The sequence below is a fragment of the Streptomyces phaeolivaceus genome (genome assembly GCF_009184865.1).
Classification (GTDB): domain Bacteria; phylum Actinomycetota; class Actinomycetes; order Streptomycetales; family Streptomycetaceae; genus Streptomyces; species Streptomyces phaeolivaceus.
On sequence record NZ_CP045096.1, the window covers coordinates 8,975,058 to 8,999,539 of the forward strand.

The following is a 24,482-nucleotide window of genomic DNA, read 5'->3' on the forward strand; positions in this document are numbered from 1 at the left end:
GTTTCATATCCGGGATATCATCCCGGATATGGGAAGCGTCGAAGAAGCGGCAGTGCTGGACCCCGTCGATCTCCGCCTGGCCGCCCGTCTAGCCGAGCTGCGGGCCGAACACGGCTGGTCCCTGGGCGAGTTGGCGGACCGCAGCGGGGTCAGCCGCTCCACCCTCTCCCGGGCCGAGCGCGCGGAGACCAGCCCCACGGCCGCCCTCCTGAACCGCCTCTGCCATGTCTACGGCCGCACGATGTCCCAGCTGCTCAGCGAGGTCGAGTCCGAGCCGGTCCCCGTAGTGCGCGCGGGGGAGCAGACGGTGTGGCAGGACGGCGCCGCCGGATTCGTACGACGGTCCGTGTCACCCCCGGCGGCGGGGCTGCGCGGCGAACTCGTCGAGGGACTGCTCGCGGCGGGCGCGGACCTCGTCTACGACGGACCGCCCGTGCCCGGCCTCGAACAGCACATCTGGGTCCTGGACGGCACCCTGCACGTGACCGACCGGGAGGCGGAGCACCGGTTGGCCGTCGGGGACTGTCTGCGGATTCGGGTGTGGGGAGCGACCCGGTTCAGGTGCCCTGGGCCCGAGGACGCGCGGTACGCGCTGGTGGTGGTGAAGCCGTGACGGCGGTCCCCGCGACGCCCGCGATCCCGGCCGCCCCCGCGATCTCCCGGCTCGACGGCGGACGACTGCTCGCCCTCGCCGAGGAGTTGGCGGACCTGATGGTCGACACCGTGGACGGCGGTGCCTCGATCGGCTTTCTCGCGCCGCTCGACCGGACGGCCGCCGTCGGCTGGTGGCGGGAACGGGCCGCCGCGGTGGCCGCCGGCGGCCTCGTCGTGTGGGTGGCGTCCGACGGTGGCCGGGTGGTCGGCACGGTCGGTCTCGTGCTCCCGGACAAGCCCAACAGCCGTCACCGGGCCGAACTCGTCAAGCTCATGGTCCACCGGGACGCCCGTGGCCAGGGACTCGGCCGCGCGCTCCTCGCGACCGCCGAACGGGCCGCCGCCGACGCGGGCATCTCCCTGCTGCACCTGGACACCGAGACCGACAGCCCGGCCGAGCGGCTCTACGCCGGGACCGGCTGGACCAGGATCGGGACGATCCCCGACTACGCGGCGAACCCCCACGGCACCCTGCGGCCCACGTCGATCTACTACAAGAGACCGGGGACGCGGGAGCCCGCCCGATGACCGTCCCTGCCCGGTGATCGTCCGCGCCCACTGATCGTCCTTGCCCGGTGATCGTCCGTGCTCGGCGATTGTCAGTGGTCACCGCTACCGTGCGTCCCATGCCCGATGCAGAAGACGTACGACGTGTGGCCCTCTCCCTGCCCGACACCACGGAGAAGGTCGCCTGGAGCATGCCCACCTTCCGCGTGGCGGGGAAGATGTTCGTGACCCTGCCGGAGGACGAGACGTCCATGGCCGTGCGCTGCCCCAAGGTGGAGCGGGACGAGCTGGTGCTCGCCGAGCCCGAGAAGTTCTGGATCGCCGACCACGAGGCGGGCTTCGCCTGGGTGCGCGTGCGGCTCTCCGCCCTGGAGGACGAGCCCGAGCTGGCGGACATCCTCGCCGACTCCTGGCGCCAGGCGGCTCCCACCCAACTCCTCGACAACCACCCGGAGCTGGGACTCCCCACCGCCGACTGATCCGACGGCCGGGCATCCCGCCCCGGGACCCCGGTCCTGGGCCAGTCCTAGGCCGTGTCCGCAAAGTCCCGCCTGCCCCGCGACGCCTGGCACGCACTCTCGCCGCACCGGGCACAAGCCCAAGTACGTCCGGTACGAGGCTCCACGCCCGGCACGCCGAGAGCACGCTCCCCCAGTCTCGGCTTCGCTCGACCGGGAGGTACCCCACGACGCCGCGAGGCCGCCCTCCGGGCGACGACGGGACCTTGCGGACACGACCTAGCGCAGGAAGCCCGTGATCCGCTCCCGCAGTGTGGCCGCGTCCAGTCCGTGCGCGGTCACGTGCTCCTCCAGTTGCCCGTACCGCCGCAGCTCCCGCCGGCCCACCCCCAGTCCGAGCACCCGGTGCGGGACGTCGGCGAGAGCGTCGTTCACGGTGGCCGTCGAGGTGCCCGCCAGGTACGGCTCGACGAGGACGACGTCCGTGCCCGCCGCCCCGGTGGCCCGGCGCAGCGCGGTCGAGTCGAAGGGGCGGACGGTGGTCGCGTACAGCACGGTCGCATCGAGCCCCTCCGTGGCCGCGAGGACGGAGTCGAGCACGGGTCCGACGGCGACGACGACCCCGCGCCGCCCCTCGCGCACGGTGAGGAACCGCTGCCCGTCCACCGGGAGCGACCGCCCGTTGGACTGCGCGGACAGCCGTACGTACACCTTGTCGTCCTTGGCCTCGCCCGCGCCGACCGCGTGCCGGAGCAGGGTCTCGGCCTCGTCGGGGTGCCCCGGCACATGGACGGTCCAGCCGTCGAGCGTGTCGAGCAGGGCCACGTCGCCGGGTGCCATGTGGGTGAAGCCGCCCGCCGGCCAGTCGTGGGAGGCGGCGGCGCTGACCAGGACCGCGCCCACGTCCTGGTGACCGAGATCCAGCTTCACCTGCTCGAAGGGGCGCTCCACCAGGAAGCTCGCGAAGGTGTGCACCACGGGCCGCATCCCGGCCAGCGCCAGGCCCGCGCCCGCGCCGATCAGCAGCTGTTCCCGGATGCCGACGTTGAGCACCCGGTCCGGATGCCTGCGCGAGGCCTCCGTGAAGCAGTCCCTGCCGATCTCGGCGAGGACCACCGCGACCCGGGGATCCTCGTCGAGCAGCCGGGAGACGACCGGGGCGAGACGGTCCCGCATGGTGTCCATGAAGTCACTTTCCTTTCAGGCGTTCTTCGGCTCGACCCGGGCCACCACGACCCGGGGCCGGCCCGGGTGCGGCGTGGTGAAGGCGGTGTACAGCGCCTCGTGATCGCGGCCGTCCACGGTCTCGGCGGACCAGCCCGCCACCTCGAACCGCGCGGCGATCCCACCCGGCCGGGCATGGCTCGCGGAGGAGTTGTCGATCACCACGGTGTGCAGCCGGTCCAGCCCGGCGGGACCGGCGTACGCGATCGCCTCGTGATTGCTGCCCTCGTCCAGCTCCGCGTCCCCCGTCAGCACCCACACCGCCGGGTCGGTCCGCCCCTGGGCCCGCAGCCCGAGCGCCGTCCCGACCGCGATCGGCAGCCCGTGCCCGAGCGACCCGCTGCCGATCTCCGCGCCCGGCACCAGCACCCGGTCCGGATGGTGACCGAGCGGCGAGTCGTACGACCCGAACCCGGGCAGCCAGCCGACGGGCAGGAACCCCTTCGCCGCGAGCACCGCGTAGTACGCCATCGGCCCGTGCCCCTTCGACAACAGGAACCGGTCCCGCTCCGGATCGTCCGTCCGTTCCGGACCCACCCGCAGCACCCGGTCGTAGAGCACCCACAGCACGTCCAGCGTGGACGTGGCCGCAGGTCCGTGCTTCTCGGCTCCCGTCATCAGCCCCATCAGGCCGGGTAGATCCGTGCACCCGTATGTACGTTCCGCTGTCGTCGTCATACGCACGAGCGTGCAACCTCAAGCGAACTTCAGGTCAAGCGGCGGCCGTCGCGCTCGACCGTCGCGCCCCTTCGCCCCCGTAAACGGGTGCGCGACCACCGGCCCGAGTGCGGTATTGTTTCCGTGCGCGTTCAACCAGGGGAAACCCCAGGTCAGACGGGCAACGGGACGTGGCGCAGCTTGGTAGCGCACTTGACTGGGGGTCAAGGGGTCGCAGGTTCAAATCCTGTCGTCCCGACCAGCTTTTCGCAGGTCGGTAGCCGTTCTCTCGCAAAGGGGGAGCGGCTTCTCGCATGTCCGGGGCCGGGGCGGTCAGGCGTGGCCCGCCGGCCGACGGGCGTCGAACCGGTCGTGCCGGACACCGTCTACGGCGACCTCTTCTCCGTACGACACCGATGTGTCCGGTGACGGCTGGATCGAGGTGCTGAAGCGGCTGTCGGAGCGCAACCCCCGGATCGTCGTGCCCGGCCACGGCGAGATCGGTGACGAGTGAGGCGACGATCGTCGAGGAGGTCCGGGCCCTGATGATCGAACGCCATCCGGAGTGGGCCGGCCAGGAGTGGATCGCACGCGGCGTCGGATGTCTGTGCGCCGAGCACCCGGGGCGGACGGACCACGAGGTCCCCGGGTGGATCGGCGCTCGGCGCACGGTGGTGATTCGGGGTGTGTCGGGGGTGCACGGTGGACCGGAGGGAGCGCCGGTCGGTTTGATGGGGGCGCGGGGTGATCCGTGCCGTCACGGGTCGACGACCGCGGGCCCACGACACCCGACACGCGCCGGAGATGAGCTGCGATGGTGACCGACCGGTACGGCAACCGCCTGCACGAGTGCACCGCCGAAGGGGCGGGACACCTGGACCGGGCAGTGGAGGGGCTGTTGTTCTTCCGGCCCGACTTCCCGACCGCCGTCGCGGACGCGGTGGCCGCGTGCCCCACCTCGCCGATGGCACAGGCGTTCTCCGCCTATCTGGGCGTGCTCGGCACCGAGTCCCGGGACGCCGCCGAGGCGCGCCGCCGGTTCACGGAGTTCGGCGCCGGGCTGGACCACTCGGCGCTGCCCCGGCGGGAGCGGATGCACATGGCGGCGGCCGAGGCCTGGCTCGGGGGCGATCTGGGCCGGGCCGGGCAGGTACTGGAGGAGCTGGTCGTGGAGTGCCCGCGTGATCCGTTGGCCCTGGCCGTGGGCCATCAGCTCGACTTCTTCACCGGCGACGCGACACGGCTGCGGGACCGGATCGGCGGTGCCCTGCCCTCGTGGGACGAGGACGACCCCCATCGCGGTCCGCTGCTGGGCATGTACGCCTTCGGTCTGGAGGAGTCGGGGCACTACGGCCGCGCCCAGGAGGTGGCTCGGGCCGCCGTCGAACGCAACGCCCATGACATCTGGGCCATCCACGCGGTCGTCCATGTGCACGAGATGCAGGGGCGGTTCGCCGAGGGCATCGACTTCCTCGACGCACGGCTCGACGGCTGGGCGAGCGGCAGTCTGCTGACGGTGCACAGCTGGTGGCACTACGCCCTGTACGCGCTGGAGGCGGGCGACACCGGCACGGCCCTGCGGGTCTACGACGCCGTACTGCACCACAAGGACTCGTCCGGGTTCGTCATGGAACTCCTCGACGCGGCCTCGCTGTTGTGGCGGTTCCTCCTGGACGGCTCGGACCAGGACGCCCGTTGGCAGGCCCTGGCCGACGCGTGGGCCGCGCGCGAGGATCCGCCGTTCTACGCCTTCAACGACGCGCACGCCGTGATGGCCTTCGCGGGAGCGGGGCGGCTGGACACGGCGGACGAGTTCGTCGCCGACCGGCGGCGCTGGCTGACGGAGGCCCGGCGGGGCGGGCCCTCCGGGGGCGACACCAACCGTGTGATGACCGGGGAGATCGGCCTGCCGGTGTGCGAGGCGCTGGTGGCGTACGCCCGTGAGGACTACGCGGCGGTGGTGGACCTGCTCTGGCCCGTCCGCCGCCGGCTGCACACCTTCGGCGGCAGCCACGCCCAGCGGGACGTGATCCAGCGGACCCTGCTGGAGGCGACCCTCCGCGCCCGCCGGGACGACCTGGCCCGGCTGCTGCTCGGTGAACGCACCGGTCTGAGCCCCCACAGCCCCTACAACTGGCTCGGGCAGGCCCGGCTCGCGGACGCCCTCGGCGAAGCGGGCCGCGCGGCCGTCGCCCGCGACACGGCGACCGAACTGGCGGCACCCGCGGCCCAGCGGCTGAGCCGCAACCCGCACGACACGTATCTCGTACGGAGGCCCTGATCCCCGGCCTGAAGCACCCGCCCCGGCCCGAGGAACCCGCCCCGGCCGGGATTCGCGGACCAGGCCGTCGCGCGACCCGCGGACCCGGCCGTCACGACCCGCTCCCGGCTAGGACAGGCAGCCCACGTGGGCCAGGGCCTGCTTCAGCAGGACTCCCTGGCCGCCCGGCATCTCGCTCTGGACCGACTCCGACGCCGCGTCCTGGGGGCTGAACCACACCAGGTCGAGCGCGTCCTGCCGGGGGCGGCAGTCGCCGGCCACGGGGACGATGTAGGCGAGCGACACCGCGTGCTGACGCGGGTCGTGGAACGGGGTGATGCCCTGCGTCGGGAAGTACTCGGCGACGGTGAAGGGCTGCAGCGCGGACGGGACGCGCGGCAGCGCCACCGGACCGAGGTCCTTCTCCAGATGACGCAGCAGCGCGTCCCGTACCCGCTCGTGGTGCATCACGCGGCCGGAGACCAGATTGCGGCTGACCGTCCCGTCCGGGCCGATGCGCAGCAGCAGCCCGATGCTGGTGACTTCGCCGCTGTCGTCGACGCGCACGGGCACGGCCTCGACATACAGGATCGGCATCCGGGCGCGCGCCGACTCGAGCTCGTCGGACGGCAGCCAGCCGGGCGTGGTTTCGGTCATGTCAGACATTGGCCGATCATACTTTCAACGTCAGCCGGAGCGCGCGTCGCTCCGATCACACCTGTCAGAGATGCCCCGGCCGCCCCGCCCGCATGCGCGGCGCCGACGATCAGTCGTGCGCGGCCCACATTCCGCGCACATGACCGAGATGGCGGGTCATCACCGTGTGTACGGCGGCCTCGTCGCGGGCCAGGAGGGCGTCCAGGAGTTCCAGGTGCTCCTGCGCCGAGGACAGCAGCCGGCCCGACTCGGCGAGCGCGGTCAGACCGTAGAGCCGGGCGCGTTTGCGCAGGTCACCGACGACCTCGACGAGATGTGCGTTGCCCGCTAGGGCGAGCAGTCCGAGATGGAAGCGGGTGTCGGCCTCGACGTACGCGACGAGGTCCCCGGCGGCGGCAGCGGCGACGATCTCCCGGGCGGCCGGCCGCAGCGCCTCCAGGGAGACCGGGTCGGCGGTCCGGGCCAGGCCGACCGTGGTCGGGATCTCGATGAGCGCGCGGACATGGGTGTACTCGTCGAGCTGTTTCTCGGTGACGACGGTGACCCGGAACCCCTTGTTGGGCACGGTGTCCACCAGGCCCTCCTTGGCCAGATCCAGCATGGCCTCCCGCACCGGTGTCGCCGAGACACCGAAGCGGGTGGCGAGCCCCGGGGCGGAGTACACCTCGCCCGGCCGCAGTTCACCGGCGATCAGCGCGGCCCGCAGCGCGTCGGCGACCCGTTCGCGGTAGCTGCTCTTCTTGCCGCCGAGCACCGGCAGGGCGGGACCGGCGGCAGGGGCTGACGGGGCCATGGCACCTCTCCTAGAGAACGAACCCGGACGGGAACGGGTCGGTCGGGTCGAGCAGATACTGCGCCGTGCCCGTGATCCAGGCGCGGCCGGTGAAGCTTGGCAGCACGGCGGGCACCCCGGCCACCTCGGTCTCGCCGAGCAGTCTGCCGGTGAAGTGGGTACCGATGAACGACTCGTTCACGAACTCGGTGTGCAGCGGGAGTTCACCCCGGGCGTGCAGTTGTGCCATGCGCGCGCTGGTGCCCGTACCGCAGGGGGAGCGGTCGAACCAGCCGGGGTGGATGGCCATGGCGTGGCGGGAGTGCCGGGCGGTGGCGCCGGGGGCGTACAGATGGACGTGGTGGACGCCGTGGATCGACGGGTCCTCCGGATGGACGGGCTCCTCCTCCGCGTTGATGGCGTCCATCAGCGCGAGACCGGCCTTGAGGATGTCGTCCTTGCGGTCGCGGTCGAAGGGCAGCCCGAACTGCTCCAGCGGCAGGATTGCGTAGAAATTGCCGCCGTACGCGAGGTCGTAGGTCACCGTCCGCCCGTCGGCGAGCGTGGCCTTGCGATCGAGGCCGACGGAGAACGACGGCACGTTCCGCAGGGTGACCGCCCGCGCCGCGCCGTCCTCCACCGCGACCTCGGCCACGACGAGACCCGCCGGGGTGTCCAGGCGGATGGTGGTGACCGGTTCGACGACCTCGACCATGCCGGTCTCCACGAGCACGGTCGCCACGCCGATCGTGCCGTGGCCGCACATGGGTAGATAGCCGGAGACCTCGATGTAGACCACGCCGTAGTCGCAGTCGGGGCGGGTCGGCGGCTGCAGGATCGCGCCGCTCATCGCCGCGTGCCCGCGTGGCTCGTTCATCAGCAACTGCTTGACGTCGTCGCGGTGTTCACGGAACCACAGCCGGCGTTCGTTCATGGTGGCGCCGGGGATCGTGCCGATCCCGCCGGTGATCACCCGGGTGGGCATGCCCTCGGTGTGCGAGTCGACGGCGTGCAGGACGAGTGTGCTGCGCATGAACCGCTCTCCCTCCGGTGTGAGTTACGCGAGTCCCGCGGCCACGGCCTTCTCGGTGGCCGCCCGGATCACGGCCTCCTGCTCCGGCAGCAGCTCCACGCGCGGCGGACGGCAGCGACCTCCGTGGCGCCCCACGATGTCCATCGACAACTTGATCGCCTGCACGAACTCGACCTTCGAGTCCCAGCGCAGCAGCGGGTGCAGCTGTGCGTAGAGCGCCTTCGCCGTCGCGAGATCACCGTCCACCGCCGCGTGGTACAGCTCGACGGTCGCGGCGGGCAGCGCGTTCGGATAACCGGCCACCCAGCCTTTCGCACCCGCGAGCGCCAGCTCCAGCAGGACGTCGTCGGCGCCGATCAACAGGTCAAGTTCCGGGGCGAGTTCGGCGAGCTGGTACGCCCGGCGGACATCGCCGGAGAACTCCTTCACGGCCCGGATGCACCCCTCGCCGTGCAGCTTGGCAAGCAGTTCGGGGACCAGGTCGACCTTGGTGTCGATCGGGTTGTTGTACGCGACGACCGGGACGCCCGCCTTCGCGACCTCGGCGTAGTGCGCGAGCACCGAGCGCTCGTCGGCGCGGTACGCGTTCGGCGGCAGCAGCATCACCGAGGCGCAGCCCGCGTCCCGCGCCTGCTCGGCCCAGCGCCGGGACTCGGCGGACCCGTACGCGGCGACGCCCGGCATCACACGCGAGCCGCCGATCGCGGCGACGGCCGTCTCGACGACCTTGGCGCGCTCCTCGGGCGTCAGCACCTGGTACTCGCCGAGCGAGCCGTTCGGGACGACACCGTCACAGCCGTTCTCGACCAGCCAGGCGCAGTGCTCGGCGTACTTGTCGTGGTCGACCGAGAGATCGTCGCGGAGGGGGAGCGCGGTGGCGACGAGGACGCCGCGCCAGGGGTGGTGGTTCGGGCTGCCGGTCATATCGGGTTCCCTCTCGATGGGGTGTGACATATCACTGAGTCCTGTGGTGGTGACGGGCTGCCGGTGAAGCGGTTCTACCGGTCGTCATCGTCCTGCTCGCTCTCTCCCGTCCGGACCTCTCCCGTCCGGACCTCTCCCGTCCGGACCTCTCCCGTCCGGGCCAGCACGCCCAGCGGCACGGGCTGGGCGAACGGCCGCCGGGCCACGGCCTGTTCGCACCCGGCGATCCCCGCGACCGCGGGTCCGCACATCCGGCCCTGGCACCAGCCCATCCCGGCACGGGTGAGCAGCTTCACCGTGCGGACGTCCCCGGCTCCCAGCTCCCCGACGGCCTCGCGGACGGCCCCGGCGGTGACCTCCTCGCACCGGCAGACGACCGTGTCGTCCCGGACCTGCTCGGTCCAGTGCGCCGGCGGAACGTACACGGTGTCGAGCGCCTCGAAGAACCGCCTTAGTTCCGCACGGGACTCGGCGGCCCCCGCCCATGTGCCCGGGTCCGGCACCCACCCCCGCAGACGGGCGGCGGCCGACCGTCCGGCGATGTGCCCCTCGGCCAGGGAGAGGGCCGCGCCGCCGATGCCGGTGGTCTCGCCCGCCGCCCAGACACCCGGCACGTCCGTGCGCTGCTCCCCGTCGACCCACACGCGCTGCCCGGGGGACTCGACCCGGCAGCCGAGCGTCTCGGCGAGGTCGGTGTGCGGCAGCATGCCGTGCCCGACGGCGAGCGTGTCGCAGGGGATTCGCCGCTCGCTGCCGGGCCGCACCCGCCCCTCGGCGTCGAGCGCGGCGACGGTCACGGCCTCCAGCCGGTCGGCGCCGTGCGCCTCGACGACGGTGTGCCGGACGAGGGTCCGTACCCGGCGGCGCAGCAACTCCACCGCGTACCCGGCCCCTTCGGCGAGCTTGTCCGCCCGGCCGGCCAGTGCTCCGGCCCGTCGCGCCAGGGCCCTCGGGCCGGTGGACTCCACCAGCGCGGCCACCGTGACGCCCGCCGCCGCGAGCCCGGTCGCCACCGGCAGCAGCAGGGGTCCGGTCCCGGCGACGACCGCCGTGCGGCCGGACACCACCAGCCCGCCCTTCAGCATGGCCTGCGCGCCCCCGGCGCTGACCACACCGGGCAGGGTCCAGCCGGGGAAGGGCAGCACCTTCTCGTAGCCGCCGGTCGCGAGCAGGACGGCGTCCGCGCGTACCTCGGCGGGCGTCTCCTGGCCGGGCCCGAGCAGGGCGTGGACGGTGAGGCGCGCGGGGCCGCCGTCAATGCCGCCGCCCTCGGGGCGGCGTTCCACGCACCAGACATGGTGGTCCGGGAGATGGGTGACGTGCCCGGCGTCGATCTGGCGCCGGAGGCCGTCGCGCAGCCGCCGCCAGGTGCGCCACTGGTGGTGCAGGGCCCCCGGGCGCCGCGCCCCGAGCCCGGCCGCGGGCTGCCGGTAGAACTGTCCGCCGGGTGCCCGCGCGGCATCGACCACCGTGACCCGTACGCCCTCCCCGGCCGCCGCCAGGGCCGCCGCGAGGCCTGCGGGACCGGCGCCGATGATCGCCAGATGGGGTGGCCCGGGGGCATGGGAGCGGGTGGGGTCAGTGCTCATGGCCCGTGCCCTCCTGGGTGCGGATCGCGTCGCCCGGCCGGAGCGGGATCAGACAAGCCCGTTGATTGGGGCGGTCGTTGACGGTGATCAGGCAGTCGAAGCACACGCCGATGCCACAGAAGATCCCGCGCGGCCGGCCCTCGCCCCGGGTGCTGCGCCAGGATGTGACCCCGGCGGCCCAGAGCGCGGCGGCGACCGTCTGGCCGGGCAGCGCATCCAGTTGACGGCCGTCGAGGGTGACGGTGAAGGCGGGCCCCGGCTCGGCCCGCGCCAACTCCATTGGTTTCACGTCGTGTTCCCCTCGTCCTCGTCCTCGTACGCGTCGAACCGGTCCGGGCGGAACGGCTTGAGGTCCAGGTCGGGTGTCCCGCCCCCGATGGCCTGGGCGATCAACTGCCCGGTGCCGGTGGCGAGTCCGATCCCGGCGCCCTCGTGGCCGCAGGCGTGGAACAGGCCCGGGACACGGGGGTCGGGGCCGATGGCGGGCAGATGGTCCGGCATGTACGGCCGGAAGCCGACATACGTCCGCATCGCCCGCACCCGCTCCAGGAACGGGAACAGCGCGGTCGCGCCCGCCGCCAGCGCCCGTACGACGGGCAGCGAGAACGACCGGTCGAAGCCGACCCGTTCGCGGCTCGCGCCGATCAGTACCGGCCCGGCGGCCGTGCCCTCGACGACCGGGGAGGTCTGCAGTGCCGCCGAGTCGCTGGCCACGTCGGCCACGTAGTCGGCGGCGTACACCTTGTGCCGCACCAGCGGTGGCAGCGGTTCGGTGACCAGGACGAAGCCGCGCCGCGGGAGGACGGGCAGGGTGACTCCGGCGAGCGCGGCCAGGTCGCCGCCCCAGGTTCCGGCGGCGTTCACGACGGCCGGGCTGTGCACGTCACCCCGGTTGGTCCGTACGCCGCGTACGGCACCGTCCGGTGAGCGCAGCACCTCGGTCACGGTCCGGCCGGTGAGCAGCCGGGCGCCGGAGGCCCGTACGACATGGGCGGCGGCCAGGGTGGGCATGACCTGGGCGTCCTGCGGGTAGTACACGCCGCCCGCCGACGCGGGAGCCAAGTGTGGTTCCAGATCCGGGAGTTGCTGTTCGGTGACGGTCACCGCCTCGACCCCGGCGGCGCGTTGCCCGGCCGCGAACGACTCCAGCGCGGCGAGGCCCTCCGGTGCGGAGGCGACGACGAGGCCGCCCTTCGCCTCGTACTCGAACGCCGCGCCCAGGCCCGGCTCGGCGGCCAGCTCCGCCCACAAACGCTGGGAGAACAGGGCGAGTTCCAGCTCGGGGCCGGGTTCCTTGTCGGAGACCAGCAGATTGCCCTCGCCGGCGCCGGTCGTGCCGCCGGCCACCGGGCCACGGTCCACCACGACGACGCTCAGGCCCGCTCGGGCCGCGTACAGGGCGCAGGCCGCGCCCACCATTCCCGCTCCGACAACCACGACGTCGCAGGTCAGTCGCTCGGTCACGGCAGTACTATGTCACATGGCGCTGTGTCGTGGAATACCCCGAGCGGGCTCGGGGCGAGGCGCGGACTACGCTGCGGGCCGTACCCCCGACACCCCGCTCCCCGGCCGAGGACACCGCGATGGCACACGACAAGCCCTGCTGCGCCCCCGGACCCGAGCCGGTGGCCGAGCCGGTGACAGGGGCTGAGGTCGGGCCGCCGGCCGGGCCGGTCGGTGGTCCCGTCGACGTTCCGTCCCGAGTTCCGTCCCGAGTTCCGTCCGGTGTTCCGTCCGGCGCGGCGGTGTCGTGGGGTGGTGAGCCGCTGCTGTCGTTGCCCGGCGGGGAGTTTCTGATGGGCACCGAGGACGAGGCCGGTTATCCGGCGGACGGTGAGGGTCCGGTCCGGGAGGTCGGGGTGAGCCCGTTCCGTATCGCCGCGACGACCGTGACCAATGAGCGGTTCGGGGCGTTCGTGGCCGCGACCGGGCATGTGACGGAGTCCGAACTCTTCGACTTCTCCTTCGTCTTCGAGGGGTTCCTGCCGGCCGACCTGCGTGCCGTCTCGCCGCGCGTTCCCGGCACCCCGTGGTGGCGCGGCGTCCGGGGTGCCAGCTGGCGGCAGCCGGAAGGACCCGGGTCCTCCGTGGACGCGATCCCCGACCACCCCGTGGTGCACGTCTCCTGGAACGACGCGCGGGCCTACTGCGCCTGGTCGGGCACCCGGCTGCCCACGGAGGCCGAGTGGGAGTACGCGGCCCGTGGTGGCCTGGAGGGGAAGCGCTACCCGTGGGGCGACGAACTCGCCCCCGGCGGCCGGCACGTCTGCAACATCTGGCGCGGCACGTTCCCGACCGACAACACCGCCGCCGACGGGTACCGTGCCACGGCCCCGGCGGACGCCTTCGAGCCCAACGGCTTCGGCCTGTACAACACCGTCGGCAATGTGTGGGAGTGGTGCGCCGACCGGTTCAGCCCGGACTTCCATGCCACCGGCCCGCGTACGGATCCGACGGGCCCGCCCGACGGCACGGCCCGGGTGATGCGCGGCGGCTCCCACCTGTGCCACGCCTCCTACTGCAACCGCTACCGGGTGGCCGCGCGCTCCTCCAACACCCCGGACAGCGCGGCGGGGAACATCGGCTTCCGGGTGGTGGCGGCGGTCTGAAGGGCGGCCCCGTTCGAATGCCCGGCCCCAGCCGGATGCCTGGCCTCGGTCCGATGCCCGGCCCCAGCCGGATGTCGGGCACTCAGGCGCCCGGCGTGGACCGCCGGACCGGTCTCGTCGACCGTTGGACCGCCCTGACCCGGCGGTCGAACTCGCGCTTGGGCAGCGGCATCAGCACGCTGCCCAAGCGGACCAGGGCCCGGGTGCCCGTGTCCGGGCAGATCGTGAAGCGCCCCTGTTCGATGCCCTTCACGATCGCCTCCGCGACCTTCTCCGCCGTGAGGGGCTTGATCGTGCCGCCGACCACACGGGTCTCCGCCGGCTTCCAGAGGTTCTCCTCGCGCGCGGGTGTGATGCCCCGGCCACGTACCACCCGCACCCGACGACCCACCGAAGCCCCCACGGCGAGAACTCGAACGCCCCACTCGGCATGCCCACAACGGACAACCCCCTGACACTGACCCCATGCCAGGACAGCCCAGCCGCATCGAGGACTACGCCCTCATCGGCGACCTCCTCACCGCCGCCCTCGTAGGCAAGGACGGCAGCATCGACTGGCTCTGCCTCCCCCGTTTCGACTCACCCGCCTGCTTCGCCGCCCTCCTCGGCGACGAGGACAACGGCCGCTGGCGCATCGCCCCGGCGGACGAGAACGGCCCGTACTCCCAGCGCCGCTACCGCGACGACACGGCGATCCTGGAGACGGAGTGGGAGACGACCCGCGGCCAGGTCCTGGTCACCGACTTCATGCCGTGCCGCAAGACCGGCGCCCCCAGCCTCGTACGCATCGTCGAAGGCATCTCCGGCACCGTCGACATGCGCATGGACCTGCGGCTCCGCTTCGACTACGGCCGGGTCCTGCCCTGGATGCGGCGGCGCGGCGGGGCGCTGACGGGCACCGCGGGCCCCGAGTCGGTCTGGCTGCGCACCCCCGTACGGCCGGTCGCCCACGGCACCGCCCACACCGCCGTCTTCCCGGTCACCGCCGGCGAACGGATCCCCTTCGTCCTGACCTGGCACCCCTCCCATCTGGCCGCCCCCCGCCCCCTGGACGCCTTCGAGGCACTGCGCAGCACCGAGACGTACTGGCGCCGCTGGCTGCGCAGACTGACGTACGACGGGCCGTACCGGGACGCCGTCGCCCGCTCCCTGATCACGCTCAAGGCGCTGACGTACCAGCCGACCGGCGGGATCGTCGCCGCGCCGACCACGTCCCTGCCGGAGGAGATCGGCGGCGTGCGGAACTGGGACTACCGGTTCTGCTGGCTGCGGGACGCGGGCATGACGCTGGAGGCGTTGCTGCGCAGCGGCTTCAAGGCCGAGGCGGACGCCTGGCGGGGCTGGCTGGAGCGGGCGGTGGCGGGGCGCCCCGAGGACGTGCAGATCATGTACGGCATCGCGGGGGAGCGGCGGCTCACCGAGTGGGAGGCCGACTGGCTGCCGGGGTACGAGGGGTCGCGCCCGGTACGGATCGGCAACGCGGCTGCCGCGCAACGGCAGTTGGACGTACCCGGTGAGGTGATGGACGCCATCCATCTGGCCATCGGCTGCGGTCTGCGCCCCCGCAAGCATCTGGCCTCGCTGCAGGCGGTGTTCCTGGAACACCTGGAGCAGGTGTGGTCCGAGCCCGACCAGGGGCTGTGGGAGATGCGCGGCGCCCCCCGCCACTACACGCACTCCAAGGTGATGTGCTGGGTGGCCTTCGACCGGGCGGTCAAGCTGGCCGAGTCGCACGCCCGGCCGGGCTGGGTGGAGCGGTGGCGCGAGGTCCGCGACCGTATCCACCGCGACATCTGCGAGAAGGCCTACGACCCGGAGCGGAACACCTTCACCCAGTCGTACGGCTCCCCGGAACTCGACGCCGCGCTGCTGCAGATCCCGCAGACCGGGTTCCTGCCGGCGGACGACCCGCGGGTGATCGGCACCATCGAGGCCGTCGAGCGTGAACTCCTCCAGGACGGGCTGGTGGCCCGCTACTCGGTGGGCACCGCCGACTCGCCGGACGGCCTCACCGGCGGCGAGGGTGCCTTCCTCGCCTGCTCGTTCTGGCTGGCGGACGCCCTGCGGCTGATCGGCCGCGAGGACGATGCCCGCGCCCTGTACGAACGGCTGCTGGAGCTGCGCAACGACGTGGGCCTGCTCTCCGAGGAGTACGACCCCCGCGCCCGCCGCCAACTGGGCAATTTCCCCCAGGCGTTCACCCATGTCCCGCTGATCCGGGTCGCCTACGAACTCGACCGGCACGCCCTGGACGCCCGCCGTGAGGACCCCAAGGCGCCGCCCGGCGGGCCCTCCGGCGCGAAGGAGGGGTGAGCGGTGCTTCCCGGGTTCTTCACCAGGGCCGTCGAGCTGCTGCTCGGCCGGGACGGCAAGGGCCGCCCCCTCCATCTGCAGGCGGCGGGCGCCGCCACCGCCGTGCTGGTCGTGGTGATGCTGCTCGGCTCCTGGGCCGTGATCGTCGCCGAGCACGGCGCGCCGCGCGCCAATCTCACCTCGTACCCGAAGGCTTTGTGGTGGTCCGTCGAGACGGCCACGACCGTCGGCTACGGCGACTTCTTCCCGGTGACGCTCTGGGGCCGGGTCGTCGGCGCGGTCGTCATGGTCGTCGGCATCACCACGTACGGCATGGTCACCGCCGCCCTCGCCACCTGGTTCGTGGGCCGGGAGCAGAAGCGGCATGAACTGACCCACCGGGCACATGAGTTGTGCGACGAGACCGCGCACGCCCTGCACGAGCGGTTCGACCGGCTGGAGCGGATGCTCGGCGCCAAGGGGGACGGCGACTGACCGCCGACGCCCGAAGCCGCGTGGGTCACCCCCGACCCGATGTCCACCCCTCGGACGGCGGGACCATTTCGCGGACACCCTCTTGACGCACGGCGTGGTCGGCTCGACACTCCAGGTGGGGTATTTCCTAGTGAACAGGTAGGGAATGATGGGGCGCCTGAAGCCGGTGATCACTCGTGTGCCGCTCAGGCGCCGGCCGTCCCTCTTTCTGACCTCCCGCCGTCACATCGATCTGCTGCGTGTCTGCGGCGCGGGAAGCCCCCTGGCCTGAGCCGTCGGCGTCGCGCGCCACCGCGCCCTCGCCCCTCGTGTACTCGCGTCACCACGCGACCGCGCACCAGATCCCCCGGGGAGACACATGTCCGCCATGCCCGTCCACGCCCTGAACGCCGTTCCGTCGCCGCGCCCCCTGCCCTCCTTCCGGGGCAGGATCGGCTGCGACGCGCGCAGCGGCCACTACGCCGTGCCGCGCCGCTACCGGCTCCATCTGTCGCTGTCCTGTCCGGGCGCCCTGCGCATCGCCGTCGTCCACAGCCTCCTCGGGCTGGCGGACGTCTGCCCCGTGACCCTCCTGCCCGCCGTGCCCGACGGCCCGAACGGCGAGCACCCCGCGCTGCGCCCGCTGTACGAGGCGAGCGCCCACCGCTACCCCGGGGCGGCCGTGGCGCCCGTCCTCAGCGACGACTGGTCCGGACGGATCGTCAGCACTCACGCCCCCGACATCATGCGCGACCTCGCCCGGCGCTTCGGCGGCAGCCGGCCCGAGCTGTACCCGGCGGGCGCGGAGGCCGAGATCGAGGGCGTCACGCGCCTGTGCGAGCAGGGCATGGACGGCACCGCCCAGCGCGCCGGACGCGCCGACGCCGACGATCCGGAACGCCGTGACGCGCTCGGCTCCCTGCTGCGCACCCTGCGCTCCCTGGACGCCCGGCTCGCCGGACAGCGGCACATCCTCGGCGACGAACTCACCGCCGCAGACGTCGAGTTGTGGGTCGCCCTGGTGCGGCTCGACACCGTGCACCGCTGGCACCTGGACGCCTCCGCCGTGCACCGCGTCGCCGACCACCCGCACCTGTGGGCGTACGCCCGCCGCCTGGCCGCCCACCCCGCCTTCGGCCCCCACCTCGACCTCGACGGCATCGCCCGCCGCCACCACGCCCACTGTCAGGGCCTGGAGGCGGCCGGCGCTGCCGTACAGATCCTGGACTGGGCCGCCCACGTCCCCGACCAGGCCGTATCGACAGACGGACAGGCGTCCCATGTACTGGACTGACGTTGACAGCGGCCCGCCGGGCCTGAGTTACTTACGGCCACCCGAAGAGCACAAGGCCCGCTGGGCCGCAAGACCGCCGGAAGAACGATGGTGACGGACATGTACGCAACCCCGAGGCCCGCCGCATGGCGCCGCCAGGGCTGCGTGCCGCTCTGCGCCGACCGCGCCGTCGATCTGCTCCGGGTCAACAGCGCACTGTGTAGCGCACGTTAACGCGCGGTCCGGGCCCGACCCGGCGCCGCGCTCCCGTCGAGGCTGACGGTTCCCTGAACCCCTGAGGCGCCGCACCAGCGGTCCGTCCTCTCTCCGCCAGCCCCGGTGTCGTGCGCATCCGTGTGTCTTCCGTGCCCTCCGCGCGGCGAGCGGTTCCCCGCCCGCCGTGCCTCTGACGGCCGAAGTCGCCTGCGTCGCCTGGGGTTTCGACACTCTTCCGGAGCCCTTGATGAGTGAACCCCCAGGCACCGCCGTGTCCTTGACCGAGGCACCACCGCCCGCCGACACCCCGTCCAAGCAGCTCTCCGCCCAGCGGGTGCTGCCGCTGCGCCGCCCCAGCCGCTGGATCGCCACCGCCGTCGTCCTGGTCCTCGCGGCCCAGTTCATCCACGGACTGATCTCCAACCCGTTCTACCAGTGGGACCGCTTCGCCTACTGGTTCCTGCGGCCGACCATCCTCGACGGACTGCTCATCACCCTCGAAGTCACCGCCTACAGCGCGGTGTTGGGCCTGATCGGCGGCATCCTCCTAGCCCTCGCCCGGCTCTCGGACAGCCCGGTCCTGCGCTCGGTCAGCTGGGTCTACATCTGGGCCCTGCGATCGATCCCGCTGATCGTCGTCCTGCTGTTTCTCTACAACTTCAGCGCCCTCTACCAGACCCTCAGCCTGGGCGTCCCCTTCGGCCCCGCCTTCTTCACCTTCGACGAGTCGCGCCTCGCCACCGACATGGCCGTCGCCGTCATCGGCCTCAGCCTCAACGAGGCCGCCTACGCCGCCGAGGTCGTCCGCGGCGGCATCCTCTCCGTCGACCAGGGCCAGCACGAGGCGGCCTCCGCCCTCGGCCTGCCGAAGCGCTACCAGTTCCGCAGAATCGTCTTCCCGCAGGCCCTGCGCTCGATCACCCCGAACTACGTCAACCAGCTCATCGGCCTCATCAAGAGCACCTCGCTGGTCTTCTACGTCTCCCTGCTCGACCTCTTCGGCACCGCCCAGGCCATGGGCTCCACCTACCCCGGCGACATCGTGCCGCTGCTGCTGGTCTCCACCGTCTGGTACCTGATCCTCACCAGCGTCGTCTCCGTCATCCAGTTCTACGTCGAGCGGTACTACGCCCGGGGCGCCACCCGCACCCTGCCGCCGACACCGCTGCAGAAACTCCGGGCCGGGGTCACCGACCTCCGGGCCCGCATCCGCAAGGAGGCCGCCGTATGACCGCCGGGACGCTCGACAGCGGCGCCGGGACGCTCGGCCAGGAGGCCGCCACCGTCGAGGTGCACGACGTGCACAAGTGGTACGGCGCCCATCGCGTCCTCAACGGCGTCGACCTCACCGTCCGGCCCGGCGAGGTCACCGTGATCCTCGGCCCGTCCGGCTCCGGCAAGTCCACGCTGCTCCGGGTCATCAACCACCTGGAGAAGCCCGAGATCGGGCACGTCAGCGTCAACGGCGAGCTGATCGGCGTACGACGGCACGGCGACCGGCTGAAGGAGCTGAGCGAGCGGGCGATCCTCACCCAGCGCTCCCGGATCGGCTTCGTCTTCCAGAACTTCAACCTCTTCCCGCACCTCACCGTGCTGGAGAACGTGGCCGCCGCCCCGGTGGCGACCGGCAAGCTCGGCCGGGCCCAGGCCGACGAACTCGCCCGCGAACTCCTGGACCGCGTCGGCCTCGCCGACAAGGCCGACGCCTATCCACGGCAGCTGTCGGGCGGACAGCAGCAACGCGTGGCCATCGCCCGCGCCCTCGCCCTGCGCCCCGGCGTCATCCTCTTCGACGAGCCGACCTCCGCCCTCGACCCCGAACTCGTCGGTGAAGTCCTGGCCGTCATCAAGGACTTGGCGCGCGGCGGCACCACGCTGGTGATCGTCACCCATGAGATCGGCTTCGCCCGGGAGATCGCCGACCGGGTCGTCTTCATCGACGACGGCCGGATCGTCGAACAGGGCCCGCCCGCGGAGGTCCTGGACAAGCCGCGGCACGAGCGGACGAAGGACTTCCTCAGCAAGGTCCTCTGACCGCGCCCGCCCCTCGGACTTCCCCCCACGCCACCCCCACACCCCGCAACAGCCCTCACCACCCTCTCGACACGACAAGGACAGCCATGCCCACGCACACCCGGTTCTCCCGGCGCAGCCTGCTGCGCGGCATCACCGCGGCGACCGCCGCCGTCACCCTCGCCACCGGGCTCGCCGCCTGCGGGGGCGACACCGAGGCCGCCACCAAGACGGGATCCGCCTTCGCCGGCACGGTCACCGTCGGACAACTGTCCAACGGCGCGGCCAAGGAGACCAAGATCAAGGTCTCCGAGGTGAAGTCCATCAGCGCCAAGCTGCCCGCCGCGCTCAAGAAGAGCGGCAAGCTGGTGATCGGATCCGGCACGCTGCCGTCCGGCAGTCCGCCGCTCGGCTTCATCGGCAGCGACCAGAAGACGGTCACGGGCTCCGAGCCCGACCTCGCCAGACTGGTGGCCGCCGTGTTCGGCCTCGAACCCGAGGTGCGTCAGTCGACCTGGGAGAACCTGTTCATCGGGATCGACAGCGGCAAGGTGGACGTCGGCTTCTCCAACATCACCGACACGGAGGAGCGCAAGCAGAAGTACGAGTTCGCCTCCTACCGCAAGGACGACCTGGCCTTCGAGACGAAGAAGGACAACGACTGGAGCTTCGACGGCAACTACGAGAACCTCGCCGGCAAGACGGTCTCCGTCGGCAACGGCACCAACCAGGAGAAGATCCTCCTGGAGTGGAAGGCCAAGCTGGCGAAGGAGGGCAGGAAGCCCCTCACCGTCAAGTACTTCCAGGAGACCAACAGCCTCTACCTGGCGCTGAGCAGCGGCAAGATCGACGCCTACTTCGGCCCCAGCCCCAACCTCGCCTACCACGCGGCCAAGACCGAGGGCACGCCCCAGGCGACCCGGATCGCGGGCCAGTTCTCCGGCGCCGGTGAGACCCTCCAGGGTCTGATCGCCGCGACCGCGAAGAAGGACAGCGGTCTCGCCGAACCGCTCGCCGAGGCGATCAACTACCTGATCGACAACGGGCAGTACGCGGACTGGCTGAAGGCCTGGAACCTCTCCAACGAGTCCGTGGAGAAGTCCGAGGTCAACCCGCCCGGTCTGCCGCTCACCAACTCCTGATCACCCGCCAACCCGACCGCACCACATGCCCGTTGAATGTTGAATGAGGAGAGGACTCCGCCCCCGTGGCCCACCAGACCGACTTCCGCGGGGGCGGAGCCCCGCTCGCACTCCCCGATGTACCGGTTCTCGACAACGCCGTCTGGGCCTCCCTCGACGGCCCGCACGTCCGCTTCGCCGAACGGGTCGGCCGGGCCGCCCGCTACCGGGACGGCATGTACGCCTTCGCCGCCCTGGCTGACCCCGAGGACCCGGCGGCCTGGGCCGACCTGCGCACCCTCGTCGGCCCCGGGGCCGACGTACGGGTCAAGCCGGTCCACCGGGTGCCGGAAGGCTGGGAGGTGATCGGCGGTGGACAAGGTGTCCAACTGGTGGACACCGCGCTCCGGGCCGAGTACGCGCCCGAAGCCGTACGGCTGGGGCCCGACGACGTCCCCGAGATCCTGGACCTCGTCGCCCGCACCCGACCGGGCCCCTTCCTCAAGCGGACCATCGACATGGGCACCTATCTCGGCATCCGGGACGGGCGAGGACGGCTCATCGCCATGGCCGGGGAGCGCATCCACCCGCCCGGCTGGACCGAGATCAGCGCGGTCTGCACCGACCCCGACCATCGCGGCCGGGGCCTCGCCACTCGGCTGATCCGCGCGGTCGCCGCGGGCATCCGCGAACGAGGCGAGACACCCTTCCTGCACGCCGCCGCCGACAACGTCTCCGCGATCCGGCTCTACGCGTCCCTCGGCTTCACCCTGCGCCGCCGCTCCACGATCCTGGCGGTCCGCAGCCCGGGAACACCCGGTGAGGCCCCGGTGTTGTGACTCACGACGAGATCCGCGAGGCGCCGCCGCGCGCCCGGACGAAGGAGGCGACGGCCGTGCCCCGAGCGCCGCGCGCCGTCCACCTCCACTCCCGGCCCCATATCGATCTCCTGCGCGTGGCCGGCGCGCTCTGTCGCTCCTGACCCTGTTTCCCAACCGCCGTGCCCGTGTCGTCCCCGGGGCCGGTGACGGACGCCGTACGCAACTCCAGGAAGGCACCCACCTGTGTCCCCCTCCGCCGCATCCCCCTCGCCCGCTTCCCCGGCTCCCTCCACCTCGACCCCTCCCGCCGCACTGCACCTGGCCGTCGCCCTCGACGGCACCGGATGGCATCCCGCCTCCTGGCGTGAACCGGTCGCCCGCCCCCGCGAGGTGTTCACCGCCGGATACTGGGCCGACCTGGTCGCCGAGGCCGAGCGCGGACTGCTCGACCTCGTGACCATCGAGGACGGCCTCGGCCCGCAGTCCTCGCACTTCCTGGACCCGGGCGAGCGCACCGACCAGGTCCGCGGCCGACTGGACGCCGTCCTCGTCGCGGCCCGGATCGCCCCCCTCACCCGGCACATAGGCATCGTGCCGACCACCGTGGCGACCCACACCGAGCCCTTCCACATCTCCAAGGCGATCGCCACCCTCGACTACGTCAGCTCCGGCCGCGCGGGCCTGCGGGTGCAGATCACCGCCCGGCCCAACGAGGCCGCCCACTTCGGCCGCCGTACGATCCCGCGCATCGAGGCCTACGAGAGCCCGGACACCCAGGAGCTGGTGACCGAACTGTTCGACGAGGCCGCCGACTACGTCGAGGTCGTGCGCCGCCTCTGGGACAGCTGGGAGGACGACGCCGAGATCCGGGACGTGGCCACCGGCCGGTTCGTGGACCGCGACAAGCTGCACTACATCGACTTCCAGGGCCGCCGGTTCAGCGTCAAGGGCCCCTCGATCACCCCCCGCCCGCCGCAGGGCCAGCCCGTCGTGACCGCCCTCGCCCATGCCACCGTCCCGTACCGGCTGGTGGCCCGACAGGCGGACATCGGCTTCGTCACGCCGCAGGACACCGACCAGGCGCGCGCGATCGTCGCCGAGATCCGGGCCGAGCGACTGGCCGCCGGGCGCGCCGACGAACCGCTGCACATCTTCGGCGACCTGGTGGTCTTCCTCGACGACGACCCGGCCGAGGCGGCGGCCCGCCGCGAGCGCCTCGACGCGCTCGCGGGGGAGCCGTACACGAGCGACGCCCGGATCTTCACCGGTACTCCCGCCCAACTCGCCGACCTGCTCCAGGAGTTGGCGGCGGCCGGGCTGAGTGGGTTCCGGCTGCGGCCCGCCGTGGCCGGCCACGACCTCCCGGCGATCACCCGGGGCCTGGTCCCCGAACTCCAGCGCCGCGACGCCTTCCGCCACGCCTACGAGGCCGACACCCTGCGCGGCCTGCTGGGCCTCGCCCGCCCCGCCAACCGCTACGCCGCCGCCTGAGCGGGCGGGAGAGGACACCCCATGAGCAAGCCCCTGAAGCAGATCCACCTGGCCGCCCACTTCCCCGGCGTCAACAACACCACCGTCTGGAGCGACCCGAGGGCCGGCAGCCACATCGAGTTCAGCTCCTTCGCCCACTTCGCGCGCACCGCCGAACGCGCCAAGTTCGACTTCCTGTTCCTCGCGGAGGGCCTGCGGCTGCGCGAACAGGGCGGGCACATCTACGACTTGGACGTCGTCGGCCGCCCCGACACCTTCACCGTGCTGTCCGCGCTCGCCGCCGTCACCGAACGCCTCGGCCTCACCGGCACCATCAACTCCACCTTCAACGAGCCCTACGAGGTGGCCCGCCAGTTCGCGAGCCTCGACCATCTCTCCGGCGGGCGCGCCGCGTGGAACGTCGTCACCTCCTGGGACGCGTTCACCGGCGAGAACTTCCGCCGGGGCGGCTTCCTGCCGCAGGAGGAGCGCTACTCCCGCGCCAAGGAGTTCCTGGCCACGGCGAACGAACTCTTCGACTCCTGGGACGGGAACGAGATCGTCGCCGACCAGGAGACGGGAGTCTTCCTGCGGGACGCCAAGGCCGGCGCCTTCGTCCACTCGGGCCAGCACTTCGACATCGAGGGCCGCTTCAACGTTCCGCGCTCTCCGCAGGGCCGCCCGGTGATCTTCCAGGCGGGTGACTCCGACGAGGGCCGCGAGTTCGCCGCGTCGAGCGCCGACGCCATCTTTAGCCGCTACGCCGACCTGGACACGGGCCGCGCCTTCTACACCGACGTCAAGAACCGCCTGGCCCGCCACGGCCGCCGCCCCGACCAGTTGCTCGTCCTGCCCGCCGCGACCTTCGTGCTCGGCGACACGGACGAGGAGGCACGGGAACTCGCCCACGACGTCCGCCGCCAGCAGGTCAGTGGGGCCACCGCCCTCAAGCACCTGGAGTTCGTCTGGAACCGGGACCTGTCCTCCTACGACCCGGACGGCCCGCTCCCCGACGTCGACCCCGACGTCAGCGACACCCACATCTCCAAGGGCCGCGCCCAAGTACGCATGTACCGCGACCCGTTGGCCATCGCCCGCGAATGGCGGGAGCGCGCCGAGGCCAACAACTGGTCCATCCGCGACCTTGTCATCGAGACCGGCAACCGCCAGAACTTCATCGGCACCCCCGAGACCGTCGCCCGCACGATCAACGACTACGTCCAGTCCGACGCGGCCGACGGCTTCATCCTCGTCCCCCACATCACCCCCACCGGCCTCGACCCCTTCGCCGACAAGGTCGTCCCCCTCCTCCAGGAACAGGGAGTCTTCCGCACGGACTACGAGGGCACGACCCTGCGCGACCACTTGGGCCTGGACGCGCCGGCGTAGCCGAGAGCGGGGGAGGGTGGGCGCGGGCGGCACCCGGCAAGCGCCGGCGAGCGACAACCCACCCCCGCC

At 72.3% G+C, this 24,482-nt stretch carries 25 protein-coding genes and 1 tRNA gene; 16 read left to right on the forward strand and 10 right to left on the reverse strand.

What is annotated here, in order from left to right; all coding sequences use genetic code 11:
* The first annotated feature begins 28 nt into the window (after positions 1–28).
* The 3 genes from F9278_RS40915 to F9278_RS40925 all read left to right on the forward strand — a co-directional run bounded on the left by F9278_RS40915 (position 29) and on the right by F9278_RS40925 (position 1,640).
* Positions 29–613, forward strand: a complete 585-nt coding sequence (locus F9278_RS40915; protein WP_152172828.1) for a helix-turn-helix domain-containing protein — start codon at positions 29–31, stop codon at positions 611–613.
* Positions 614–711: 98 nt separating this feature from the next.
* Positions 712–1,182 carry a GNAT family N-acetyltransferase gene (locus tag F9278_RS40920; RefSeq protein WP_152174430.1) on the forward strand — a complete coding sequence of 157 codons (471 nt, stop codon included), beginning with the start codon at positions 712–714 and terminating at the stop codon, positions 1,180–1,182.
* A gap of 98 nt (positions 1,183–1,280) precedes the next feature.
* Positions 1,281–1,640, forward strand: a complete 360-nt coding sequence (locus F9278_RS40925; RefSeq protein WP_152172829.1) for an MmcQ/YjbR family DNA-binding protein — start codon at positions 1,281–1,283, stop codon at positions 1,638–1,640.
* A gap of 258 nt (positions 1,641–1,898) precedes the next feature.
* Here F9278_RS40925 and F9278_RS40930 read toward each other — a convergent pair whose 3' ends face one another.
* Both F9278_RS40930 and F9278_RS40935 read right to left on the reverse strand, forming a co-directional pair.
* The gene (locus F9278_RS40930) at positions 1,899–2,804 is read right to left on the reverse strand and encodes a transketolase family protein (RefSeq protein ID WP_152172830.1); all 906 of its coding nucleotides are present in this window, start codon (positions 2,802–2,804) and stop codon (positions 1,899–1,901) included.
* A 15-nt stretch (positions 2,805–2,819) separates the two neighbouring features.
* Entirely contained in the window at positions 2,820–3,521 is a 702-nt protein-coding gene (locus F9278_RS40935; RefSeq protein ID WP_152172831.1) for a thiamine pyrophosphate-dependent enzyme, read from the reverse strand.
* A gap of 164 nt (positions 3,522–3,685) precedes the next feature.
* On the opposite strand from F9278_RS40935, the gene F9278_RS40940 reads away from it, so the two are divergent.
* Positions 3,686–3,762, forward strand: a tRNA-Pro gene (locus F9278_RS40940).
* Positions 3,763–4,314: 552 nt separating this feature from the next.
* Positions 4,315–5,781: a tetratricopeptide repeat protein gene (locus F9278_RS40950; RefSeq protein WP_152172832.1), complete on the forward strand. Its 1,467-nt coding sequence runs from the start codon at positions 4,315–4,317 to the stop codon at positions 5,779–5,781.
* Between the two features lie 108 nt (positions 5,782–5,889).
* On the opposite strand, the gene F9278_RS40955 is transcribed toward F9278_RS40950, so the two are convergent.
* The 7 genes from F9278_RS40955 to F9278_RS40985 form a co-directional block, all read right to left on the reverse strand.
* Positions 5,890–6,417, reverse strand: a complete 528-nt coding sequence (locus tag F9278_RS40955; RefSeq protein WP_193242092.1) for an NUDIX hydrolase family protein — start codon at positions 6,415–6,417, stop codon at positions 5,890–5,892.
* Between the two features lie 109 nt (positions 6,418–6,526).
* Complete coding sequence (locus tag F9278_RS40960) at positions 6,527–7,210, reverse strand: GntR family transcriptional regulator (RefSeq protein WP_152172834.1); 684 nt, start codon at positions 7,208–7,210, stop codon at positions 6,527–6,529.
* A 10-nt stretch (positions 7,211–7,220) separates the two neighbouring features.
* Positions 7,221–8,222: a proline racemase family protein gene (locus F9278_RS40965; protein ID WP_152172835.1), complete on the reverse strand. Its 1,002-nt coding sequence runs from the start codon at positions 8,220–8,222 to the stop codon at positions 7,221–7,223.
* Between the two features lie 24 nt (positions 8,223–8,246).
* Positions 8,247–9,146, reverse strand: coding sequence for a dihydrodipicolinate synthase family protein (locus tag F9278_RS40970; protein WP_152172836.1), 900 nt, complete (start codon positions 9,144–9,146; stop codon positions 8,247–8,249).
* A 74-nt stretch (positions 9,147–9,220) separates the two neighbouring features.
* A complete protein-coding gene (locus F9278_RS40975; RefSeq protein WP_152172837.1) occupies positions 9,221–10,735 on the reverse strand; it encodes an FAD/NAD(P)-dependent oxidoreductase in 1,515 nt (504 codons plus the stop codon).
* Positions 10,725–11,024, reverse strand: a complete 300-nt coding sequence (locus F9278_RS40980) for a (2Fe-2S)-binding protein (protein WP_152172838.1) — start codon at positions 11,022–11,024, stop codon at positions 10,725–10,727. Before F9278_RS40980 ends, F9278_RS40975 begins: the two co-directional genes overlap by 11 nt.
* A complete protein-coding gene (locus F9278_RS40985) occupies positions 11,021–12,199 on the reverse strand; it encodes an NAD(P)/FAD-dependent oxidoreductase (protein WP_152172839.1) in 1,179 nt (392 codons plus the stop codon). The genes F9278_RS40980 and F9278_RS40985 overlap by 4 nt, the downstream gene beginning before the upstream one ends.
* 119 nt (positions 12,200–12,318) lie before the next feature.
* Here F9278_RS40985 and F9278_RS40990 point away from each other — a divergent pair, with 119 nt between their 5' ends.
* Positions 12,319–13,344 carry a formylglycine-generating enzyme family protein gene (locus tag F9278_RS40990; RefSeq protein ID WP_152172840.1) on the forward strand — a complete coding sequence of 342 codons (1,026 nt, stop codon included), beginning with the start codon at positions 12,319–12,321 and terminating at the stop codon, positions 13,342–13,344.
* 82 nt (positions 13,345–13,426) lie between these two features.
* Here F9278_RS40990 and F9278_RS40995 read toward each other — a convergent pair whose 3' ends face one another.
* Positions 13,427–13,723, reverse strand: coding sequence for a hypothetical protein (locus F9278_RS40995; RefSeq protein ID WP_152172841.1), 297 nt, complete (start codon positions 13,721–13,723; stop codon positions 13,427–13,429).
* 86 nt (positions 13,724–13,809) lie between these two features.
* Between F9278_RS40995 and F9278_RS41000 the strand changes: the two genes are divergently transcribed.
* The 10 genes from F9278_RS41000 (at position 13,810) to F9278_RS41040 (ending at position 24,413) form a co-directional block, all read left to right on the forward strand.
* A complete protein-coding gene (locus F9278_RS41000) occupies positions 13,810–15,657 on the forward strand; it encodes a glycoside hydrolase family 15 protein (protein WP_152172842.1) in 1,848 nt (615 codons plus the stop codon).
* Positions 15,658–15,660: 3 nt separating this feature from the next.
* A complete protein-coding gene (locus F9278_RS41005; RefSeq protein ID WP_152172843.1) occupies positions 15,661–16,131 on the forward strand; it encodes a potassium channel family protein in 471 nt (156 codons plus the stop codon).
* Between the two features lie 358 nt (positions 16,132–16,489).
* Positions 16,490–17,404, forward strand: coding sequence for a glutathione S-transferase C-terminal domain-containing protein (locus tag F9278_RS41010; protein ID WP_152172844.1), 915 nt, complete (start codon positions 16,490–16,492; stop codon positions 17,402–17,404).
* 442 nt (positions 17,405–17,846) lie between these two features.
* Positions 17,847–18,830, forward strand: a complete 984-nt coding sequence (locus tag F9278_RS41015; protein WP_152172845.1) for an amino acid ABC transporter permease — start codon at positions 17,847–17,849, stop codon at positions 18,828–18,830.
* The gene (locus F9278_RS41020) at positions 18,827–19,633 is read left to right on the forward strand and encodes an amino acid ABC transporter ATP-binding protein (protein ID WP_152172846.1); all 807 of its coding nucleotides are present in this window, start codon (positions 18,827–18,829) and stop codon (positions 19,631–19,633) included. Before F9278_RS41015 ends, F9278_RS41020 begins: the two co-directional genes overlap by 4 nt.
* Positions 19,634–19,719: 86 nt before the next feature.
* A complete protein-coding gene (locus tag F9278_RS41025; RefSeq protein ID WP_152172847.1) occupies positions 19,720–20,754 on the forward strand; it encodes an ABC transporter substrate-binding protein in 1,035 nt (344 codons plus the stop codon).
* Positions 20,755–20,819: 65 nt separating this feature from the next.
* Positions 20,820–21,572, forward strand: a complete 753-nt coding sequence (locus F9278_RS41030) for a GNAT family N-acetyltransferase (protein ID WP_152172848.1) — start codon at positions 20,820–20,822, stop codon at positions 21,570–21,572.
* Positions 21,573–21,628: 56 nt separating this feature from the next.
* Positions 21,629–21,715, forward strand: coding sequence for a putative leader peptide (locus F9278_RS48545; protein ID WP_319023152.1), 87 nt, complete (start codon positions 21,629–21,631; stop codon positions 21,713–21,715).
* Between the two features lie 82 nt (positions 21,716–21,797).
* A complete protein-coding gene (locus F9278_RS41035; protein ID WP_152172849.1) occupies positions 21,798–23,045 on the forward strand; it encodes an LLM class flavin-dependent oxidoreductase in 1,248 nt (415 codons plus the stop codon).
* A gap of 21 nt (positions 23,046–23,066) precedes the next feature.
* Positions 23,067–24,413, forward strand: a complete 1,347-nt coding sequence (locus F9278_RS41040) for an NtaA/DmoA family FMN-dependent monooxygenase (protein WP_152172850.1) — start codon at positions 23,067–23,069, stop codon at positions 24,411–24,413.
* Positions 24,414–24,482: the final 69 nt, after the last annotated feature.